At 43.7% G+C, this 8,931-nt stretch carries 8 protein-coding genes; 4 read left to right on the top strand and 4 right to left on the bottom strand.

Annotated features, from left to right (window positions below; genetic code table 11):
• Nucleotides 1–167 precede the first annotated feature (167 nt).
• Nucleotides 168–896 (top strand): hypothetical protein, encoded by a 729-nt coding sequence (locus tag ACEW9O_RS10215; protein ID WP_373550059.1) that lies wholly within the window; start codon nt 168–170, stop codon nt 894–896.
• A gap of 27 nt (nt 897–923) precedes the next feature.
• Here the strand turns inward: ACEW9O_RS10215 and ACEW9O_RS10210 are convergent, their stop codons facing one another.
• Complete coding sequence (locus ACEW9O_RS10210; RefSeq protein WP_373550058.1) at nt 924–1,196, bottom strand: DUF2442 domain-containing protein; 273 nt, start codon at nt 1,194–1,196, stop codon at nt 924–926.
• 366 nt (nt 1,197–1,562) lie between these two features.
• On the opposite strand from ACEW9O_RS10210, the gene ACEW9O_RS10205 reads away from it, so the two are divergent.
• A complete protein-coding gene (locus tag ACEW9O_RS10205; RefSeq protein ID WP_373550057.1) occupies nt 1,563–2,591 on the top strand; it encodes a YhcG family protein in 1,029 nt (342 codons plus the stop codon).
• Nucleotides 2,592–2,660: 69 nt separating this feature from the next.
• Here the strand turns inward: ACEW9O_RS10205 and ACEW9O_RS10200 are convergent, their stop codons facing one another.
• Nucleotides 2,661–2,933: a DUF2442 domain-containing protein gene (locus ACEW9O_RS10200; RefSeq protein ID WP_373550056.1), complete on the bottom strand. Its 273-nt coding sequence runs from the start codon at nt 2,931–2,933 to the stop codon at nt 2,661–2,663.
• A 732-nt stretch (nt 2,934–3,665) separates the two neighbouring features.
• Entirely contained in the window at nt 3,666–4,127 is a 462-nt protein-coding gene (tnpA, locus tag ACEW9O_RS10195; RefSeq protein WP_373550055.1) for an IS200/IS605 family transposase, read from the bottom strand.
• A gap of 113 nt (nt 4,128–4,240) precedes the next feature.
• On the opposite strand from tnpA, the gene ACEW9O_RS10190 reads away from it, so the two are divergent.
• On the top strand, nt 4,241–4,672 hold the full coding sequence (locus tag ACEW9O_RS10190) for a DUF1801 domain-containing protein (protein ID WP_373550054.1): 432 nt from the start codon (nt 4,241–4,243) through the stop codon (nt 4,670–4,672).
• Nucleotides 4,673–5,241: 569 nt separating this feature from the next.
• Nucleotides 5,242–5,715, top strand: coding sequence for a hypothetical protein (locus ACEW9O_RS10185; protein WP_373550053.1), 474 nt, complete (start codon nt 5,242–5,244; stop codon nt 5,713–5,715).
• An 81-nt stretch (nt 5,716–5,796) separates the two neighbouring features.
• Here ACEW9O_RS10185 and ACEW9O_RS10180 read toward each other — a convergent pair whose 3' ends face one another.
• Nucleotides 5,797–8,571: an endo-1,4-beta-xylanase gene (locus tag ACEW9O_RS10180; protein WP_373550052.1), complete on the bottom strand. Its 2,775-nt coding sequence runs from the start codon at nt 8,569–8,571 to the stop codon at nt 5,797–5,799.
• Between the last annotated feature and the right edge of the window lie 360 nt (nt 8,572–8,931).

The raw sequence follows: 8,931 nt of genomic DNA, 5'->3' as shown, positions 1-8,931 counted from the left end.
CAACGCTGGTCTGATGATGGTTGCGATAAGATGATCAAACTTAGGGTCGCTTTACGCAGCCAAAAATTCGATCTCATCACTAATATTTTCAGGAAATCCGCAGCTTAATGATGAGGTGCGACAATTTGAATTACACCCTTTCCCATCCAAATATTAAAAGCGCGAATATGCTTTATTTAATAGACCGATGGCTTGTGTCAGGCAACTGCGACTTATCTGAAAGAGGTCTCCAGTTTGAAAAATACATTACTAATTTTTTAAAAACTGAGGCATTAAACGAATTTGCAAAATTTAGCATCATTGATCGATCAAAATTCTCATTCGTTGATTCTAGTGGTAATAGGCTAGAGGAAGAAATTGATCTAGTATTAAAAACAGAAACAACTTTAATAATTGCTGAAGTAAAATGTATTACCTATCCATTAGAGGCTACGGACTTATATAACTCCTTTCAAATAATTAAAAAAGCAAAGAGTCAAGTCTCAAGAAAAGCTCAATTTTTGGAAAATAATTGGGTTAATTTTGAAGGTAGTTTGGGTAAAAGAGAGGGTCGGAGAATTGAGAAAATTATTGTTGTCAATTTCCCTCATTTTGCTGGTCGCATCATAGAAGGAATACCTATTGCTGACTTTTATCTTTTCCTTTCTTATTTCAAATCAGGCGAATTAGGTAATGTTAAACTAGAACGAGGAAAGAGTCCTGAATGGAGTTCGATGCCATACTATGATTCAGTTAATTCTTTTGAAAAGAACTTTAGGAGTTTTTTTTTAGACCCCATACCTATAAAAGACTTAGTTTCGAGACAACAAATCGAAGAATATGAAGTCACTATTCAAGGAACACAGCCCAAAACAATGTCCCAAAGAGTTATTTATAAGCCTAGAAGTCTTGATTGAAAGTAATCGAGCTTGACAAATACCAGCTCATTCAGAAACAATCTCCCTTTTCACACTCCTCCGCCCCTCCAGCAGCCCCAGCACCGACAAATCCTCATCCAAATCCTCCCAGGAAATCCCCTGCCCTCCGGCAATCAAGCGCCAGTTATTCAATTGCTCCGGTGTAGCTTCGGCGAGCCGCCAATACCAATCATACGGGATGCCCAGTTCACGGCCATCTTCCAGCAGGATATAAAAGCGCTCTGCGGCAATGCGCAGCTGGGTTGCTTTGATGGTTTTGGATTCAGTTGGAGAAGTCATGCACTTTTTTCGGAGTTATTCTGTGTTGACCTATCAAAATAAAAAGATCAAAAAGAATCAAAATTCATTAAAATAGTTTATCTTGCAATATAAATCAAACAAAAAATCAGATATATTTATCGCCGCTCCCATCTTCGATGTAGTGCTCATGTATCTGGGATAAGATGTGGAGATTGCTCGTGGGTTGTTTTCGACTATCCTAGAGGAAGTGGAAAATTCGGCACTGAAGCCACAAGAACCCTCCACCAAAAGCAGTGGCGACATCCAAATTCTGCGTTTTGATTTCAGACAGTGAAAGAAATTCAACTCTTTAATAACTTGTCCAAATCAAATCTCTAACAGCTGTTGGAGAATTTATACAAGCGTATGGAAATCGATGAATTTGCCAACTATAATGAGTTGTTGAAAAATATCCTGGAAATAATCCATGCAGCACGCTACAGGGCATACCAATCTTTGAACAAACATCATATTTTACTGAATTTTAGTATTGGAAAGCTCATCGTTGAAAGTCAAGAGAAAAATGGATGGGGAAAGGCAGTTGTTGATACCCTTTCAAAAGATCTGAATAAGATTGTTGATGGGGTTAAGGGATATTCTCCGCAGAACCTATGGAATATGAGGCAGTTCTACCTTGAATACAATGATAAACCTGATCTTTTAGAACTGGCCTTACAGGTTCCCTGGGGGCAGAATTTATTGGCCATCCACAAAGTGAAGGAAGAAGAAAAGCGAAAATACTACCTCCAATCAACTGTAAACCTGGGTTGGAGCCGGGCAGTTCTTCTCAATCAAATAAAAGCAAAGGCTTACGAGCATCATTTAGGGAATGCAAAGCAAAATAATTTTCAGCAAACCCTTCCAGCACACTTATCAGAACAGGCTGTTGAAGCTTTGAAAAGCGAATATAACCTGGATTTTCTTGGCATCACTCAACCTGTGTTAGAAAGAGAATTGGAGAATCGACTGATCGAAAATGTCAGGGATTTACTGATGGAATTGGGCTATGGATTTTGCTTCATAGGCAACCAGTACCGTCTTAGACTTAATGAAAAAGAATATTTCGTCGACCTCCTGTTTTATCACCGTATTCTCAAATGTCTGGTAGTTGTTGATTTAAAAGTGGTGGAATTTGAGCCAGAATTTGCTGGGAAAATGAATTTTTACCTGGAATTGTTGGATGAACAAGTCAAACAAGAAGATGACAACCCAACCATTGGGATCATTCTTTGCCCTGAAAAAGACGATATTGAGGTAGAGTATGCATTGAGAACAAGCAGCAAACCCATCGGAGTTGCAGAATATAAGCTCACCCATGAGTTGCCAGAACAGTTAAAAGGGAAAATTCCAACGGCTGGTGAAATCAAAAAGCTGCTGACAAAATATAAGAGATAAGACACTCTATCGGTCACCCTGCACATATGACTCATTGCAAAAAATGATCGAAGTCGAAAGAGACAGGTATCATTCAGAAACTATCTCCCTTTTCACACTCCTCCGCCCCTCCAGCAGCCCCAGCACCGACAAATCCTCATCCAAATCCTCCCAGGAAATCCCCTGCCCTCCGGCAATCAAACGCCAGTTGTTCAATTGTTCCGGCGTAGCTTCAGCGAGCCGCCGGTACCAATCATAAGGGATACCCATTTCGCGACCATCTTCCAGCAGGACATAAAAGCGCTCTGCGGCAATGCGCACATCGGTTGCTTTGATGGGTTTGTGTTCAGCTGAAGAGGGCATACAGTTTTTTTTGAAGTTGTCTTGTTTTTCCTGTAAAATAAGGGTTCTTTTCAATAAAAGCAACACTCGCAGGATTCATCCTAAATCCCTTGACTCAGCAAAACCCCTCTATTTTACCACGATACCCACATTTCGTCCCTACGGGACTCTGGAATCATCTGGGGGATAATCGGTTGCTACCCATATTTCGTCCCTAGCGGGACTCGGGTTGCATCTGGCGTTTCTCGCTACCATATTGCGTCCCTACGGTTGCTACCCACCTTTCGTCCCTACGGCTACCCACCTTTCGTCCCTACGGGACTCGGGAATCATCCGGGCGTGATCGGTTGCTACCCATATTGCGTCCCTAGCGGGACTCGGGTTGCATCTGGCGTTTTTGACAACCCATGTTTCGTCTTTACGGGATTCGGGCTGTATCTGGAGGTATGTGAGGCTATCTCTTTACCAACGTCGGGTTCAATGGACAATGATAATTTTAGGGGCAATTTGGTTATCCTTTCTTCTTTTATTCCCCGCCATTTCAAACATAGCGCGAGTCCCGCTAGGGACGAAACGTGGGTAGCAACGGGAAAGCCCCAGATGCAACCCGAGTCCCGTAGGGACGAAACGTGGGTAGCGCCGTAGGGACGAAACGTGGGTAGCGCCGTAGGGACGAAACGTGGGTAGCGCCGTAGGGACGGAATATGGGTAGCAACCGTGAGGGGCAGTGTAATTATTCAGGGCGATTTTGTTTCATTCCAGCACCCTAAAAATGTACCGTTCATCGTATTCCACGCCAAATTTTTTCAACATATCCACATACTCCTCCAAAAAGCTGATCTTGGCATGATGGGTTTCCTGCTCTTGAATGTATTTAATCACCCGTTGCACCTGGCTTTTGCTGTGCGAAAATGCGCCATAGCCTTCCTGCCACTTGAAATGATGCCGCACCAAACGGTTTTCGTTGATCCAGCCGGAGCTGTCTTCTTTGACTTCTTTGATCAGCTCGGCGACGGACTGAGTTGGGCGAAGGCCAATCAACATGTGCACATGATCGGCCATACCATTGATCTGGAGCATTTTATGTCCGTGGTTTTGCACGATGCCAGTGATGTAGGAAAAAAGATCGGGTCGCCAGGATTTGTCCAGGGTAGCCTTCCGGTATTTGGGTGCAAATACGTAGTGGATGTGAATCTGGGTGTAGGTGTTCGCCATAAGGATACTGGTATTGACAATGTTCTGGATAAAGATAAAAATTCAACAGCCTGATTTTTTTGTAAATTAGAAGCCCAGCTTCTATTTTGCGATTAATCAACCAGCAATTTTATATGACCATACCAGAACAAATCGACACCTACATCGCCAGCCAACCCGAGCCCAAACGAAGTGACCTGCAATCCTTGCACCAGCTCAGCCTGCAAGTGTCGCCTGGATGTAGAGTATGGTTCAACGATGGTAAAAACAGCGAAGGCAAAACCATTGCCAACCCGAATATCGGCTATGGGTTTTATACCATCCAATATGCGGATGGAAGCAGCAGGGAATTTTATCAAATTGGTTTGAGTGCCAACACAACTGGCATCTCGGTCTATATCCTGGGCCTCAAAGACAAGACCTACTTGGCCAGAACCTATGGCGAAAGCCTTGGCAAGGCCAGCGTAACCGGGTATTGCATTAAGTTTAAAGCGCTAAAAGACATCAAGCTGGATGTACTTGAAGCGGCAATACGGGATGGGTTTGAGGGGCAATCTTTATCATAAACCCCTCCATATTACCACGATACCCATATTTCGTCCCTAAAGGGACTCGGGAATCATCCGGGGGTGATCGGTTGCTACCCATGTTTCGTCCCTAGCGGGACTCGGGTTACATCTGGCGTTTCCCGTTGCTATCCACGTTTCGTCCCTCACGGTACAACCGTACCACAGATAAACTAAAATGCTTAAAAAATGTGTGAATTATATAAATCAAGTAGATAATCGTGTAACAAACCCATGATTGACTTGGACTAATTTTGCATTGAAATTAAAAGAATCATTCGTTGTGTCCGCAGGCATAAAACATGAATTCCGAACAACGGAAAATTTTCAGGCCGTTGTGATCATGGAAGCTGATTCTGAAAAGGTGACACCAACTAGAAACAGAAAAAAGGCAGTATCATGGCAAAACATCCAACATAAATATAATGGAAAACAATAGTATGAGGGCATTGACAGAAAGTTGTTTTCTACTTACACTGGCAATGAGCAACAAATAGACTTCAGAAAAAAGGGATAGCAGCTAACATTTTGTAAAAATAATGTTTAATTTAAACTAAAAAATCATGAACATGAAAATCAAGTCCTTTTTAATTATTCTTATGGTTTTTATTGTCTCCTGTAAGAATAAAAATAGAGAAAATGAGCTACCCAATTCTGAGCAGAATGAACTCCTTAGAAAGGAAAACCAGGAAAATGAAATTGAGAAAATAAAAATGGCTAAAAGTAAAACTATGGAACAATTACAAGGAAAATGGAAAGAGATTGAATATCCGTATCGTACAGCAGAATTTGTGAGTTCAACAGTTAAATTTGTAGAAGAAGGGACGGAAAACAAACCGAAATTTGAAAATTTTGAGGTCTCAGAAAACTGCCATTTCGATAATAACAACATAAGAGACCTCAAATCAGGTGATATAATTTTAACATTACCTGAAACGAAAAGATGTGAAAAACTGAAGGTTTCTAATGACACACTTACCCTTAGTGGATTTTCAACCAACAACAATGGAGATTATAATATTATATATAAAAAATTAAAATAGTAAAAAATTTCAACTACTGAATAAAAGGGAAGCCACACTGCGGCAGCTTCCCTTTCAGAGCATATTTAAAATACCTCCACCCTATTGCTTGATGATTTTTTGAGCTGCTCTACCTGCCCGAACGATGTACATCCCCCGGGGTAATGCCCCCACATTGACCCTGATTCGATCGTCATTCAAAGGATGAGTAAACGATTTTACTAGCCGCCCATTGAGGTCAAAAACCTGAACAAGGCCTCTATTTTGAGCCAACCCTTCGATGGTCAATTCGTTTTGAACCACCGTAGGATACACCCGCAATGGTATGGACGACTCGATCTCCTTTAAGCTGGTGGGAATATTCACGGGAGGCGAGGAGGCTCTAATCGCAGTATTCAGCCACTGCAAAGCAGGGCGCTCTTGCCCGGTACAAGGATCAAGCAGATAAGCCGCCGCGTCGTTTTGCCACAGGCCGGGTCGCCAGCCCCAAAGTGTGATGCCAATAACCGATGGATGATTCCAGTAGATGTCAAAAATTCGCTGGTATTCCGAGAGTTGGAAGCTGTCTTTTTGGGCGGTGGTGCCTCCATCTTGTGGTTCGCCATTTGCATCAAAGTACATGTCGCCTTCAATATCCAATTCCGTAATCTGAATGGGCAGTCCCAACTGCGCCAAATTGTCCAGATTGCTTTTTAGGTTGTTGTTCAATGCCGTGTAAGTGCCGCCGTATTTGCGGGTGCTGAAGGTATGGCCTTGCATACCCACTACATCTACCAAGCCATCAACTTTCAGCAAACGGATGATATCGGCGTAACGGCCATTGAGGCCCGGGGTGTTTTCAATCCCATACTCGTTGATCATCAGTTTGGTTTGGGCAGAGAAATATTGTCTGCCTAACTTAAAAGCATTCACAATCCAATCGTATTCGCCAGCTGCGGTGTTCAATTCCGTGTTTAAGGAGCTTAAGGCAGCTTTGTAGAAAGGCGGCTGATTCAGCGGTTCATTCACCACCTCCAAGTATTCGGGAGCGTTTTCGCCACTGTAGCGAGTGGACACGGCGGCAAACCATTCTTTGATTTCTTCCACTTGCTCCGCTTGCGGCAAATTCTCCAACCATGCGGGTTGTTGTGCACCCCAGACCATCACGTGGAACCGGAAAGGGAAGTTTTGGTTTTTCGCAAACTGCCTGGCTTGATCTAGCGCAGTCCAGTTGAACGAATCTCTTTGTACTTCTACCGAAGCCCACTTGCCGGAGTTTTCTGGTGTCACTTGATTGAAATATTTTTCAAAGTCTGGCAACGCATGACCAGCGTAGACGTTTCCTAAAAACTTCGACTTGCCCGACGCAATCGGTACTTGAGTTGCCGGCGCGCTGTAGCTGGTACCACATACCACCTCCAGACAAACCTCATCAATGTAATACGTATTGGCTACGCTGCCGCCTAAGTTGAGGGTGACCAGCGAGCGAGGGCTAAAAGCTTTGAATTCATAAGTTACCTGCATCCATTCTTTTCCGATTGTGCTGGCCGAGGTGGTGTATTGAGCTTCTGAATTGAAGGGACTAGCCGCGTTTCTAAGGGAAAATTGAATCGTGTTGACATTCGCGCTGTCTGCTTTAATCCATATCTTAAATCGGTACGTACCGCCGGATAAGGTATAAAAAGACGGGCTGGCCATTTGAAGCTGATAGCTTAAGGTGTTGGTGGCAGTACGGGCGACTAGCGCATTTGAACCGCTGTAGACCTTCGAGGTATCCATCGTAACGCCAAAAGAACTACCGTTTTCACGGTTGTAATAGGTCCAACTACTGAACGTATTGCTCCCGGTATCATGGGTTTCAAAACCATTGTTGTTAAGCGGCAAACAGTTGTCGGTTGTTTCTGGATAGACCACACAAATGTCGTCGATGTAATAGGTATTTGCGGTTTCGTCTCCAAGATTTAAGGTAATTACCGTCGCATCGCTAATCGCCGTAAAGGTATAAGACAGCATCGTCCAATCCCCACTTATCCTACTTGCAGAATTGGTGTATTGTCCTTCATTCGCCGCGTTCCCATCTCGGGTGGAAAACTGGATGAAATTCGCATTAGGTACCCGTGCCTTGATCCAAATATTCAAGGTGTAGGTTTGTCCATTCACGGTAGGAAAAGCGGGCGTTCCAACTTGTAATCCCCACCTGGCAATCCCGCCAGCATTGATCGCCCGCAAAGCACTATTGCCATCATAGGCATTGTCACCCGTGGCTACGCCAAAGCTGCTTCCGCCATTTTGGTTGAAATAAGCCCAACCTGTAAATATACTATCGCTAGGATTGTACATTTCAAAATCGCCGTTGTCAAGCAATTGGCAATTTGCCGCGCCACCCGCAGGACCTCTCAAAGACATGTCGTCCAGGTAATACGTGTTCACTTGTGCACCAATGTCCAGTACAATTCTCGTCATCTCCTCATTCGCGGTAAAGGTCCAAGTCAATTGTGTCCATTCAGTACTCACGGTATAATCCGCGGAGTACAAAGCGTTGGGTTGGGAAGAAAAACGGATCGGCGTGCCTGCATTCGCGCCTTTCACCCAAATGGAAAAGGTATATTCCTCACCCGACTGAGTAGGAATCAAATCGCTCGCCAACTGCAACTGCCAAGCTTGCCCAGCCTGCGTCACTTGCCCTTTCAAGGCTCTGCTGCCGCTTCTAAATTCACCGGGGGCAACAGCTTCCGAAAAGGTGCCGCTGATTTCGTTGAAAATGCTCCAATTGGTAAAAGTTTTGCCAGTACCCGCTTCAAAGCCGGGATTGGGAATGAGATTTTGAGCTATAAGCGTATAGCTCGTTAGCAGACAAAGGCAGATTGCTAACAGATGGTTTTTGGTCAATTGTTTCATGATTTTTCACCTTTGGTTGGTATAAAAATGTTGTGATCAAAGCAATTTTACAACAATGCTCTGAATTCATGCAATCGATTGCAATTTTATTTTGAGTATATGTTTGGTTTGGCAATGTAGTTGGCATTTTGTTGAACCCCGCGCGGGGAGGACAGGTGAAATTTTGGCGAATTTATTTTTTTGACCTACAAGGCGCAAAGCGCAGACGTAGCAAAGCTACGGCGAGCATTTGCAACGCAGTAGGGCGAAAAAAGAAAGAGACAAAAATCACCTGTCCTCCCCGCGCGGGGTTTAAATTACAGTTGAGGAAATTGCGCAATGCCAATTGGGATATGTCCGTTAATTGCAAAAGCAAAGCGT

This window comes from Haliscomenobacter sp. (genome assembly GCF_041740695.1).
Lineage (GTDB): Bacteria > Bacteroidota > Bacteroidia > Chitinophagales > Saprospiraceae > Haliscomenobacter.
The sequence above is the reverse complement of the archived record's forward strand: the minus strand, read 5'-3'. Positions and strand labels throughout refer to the sequence as shown.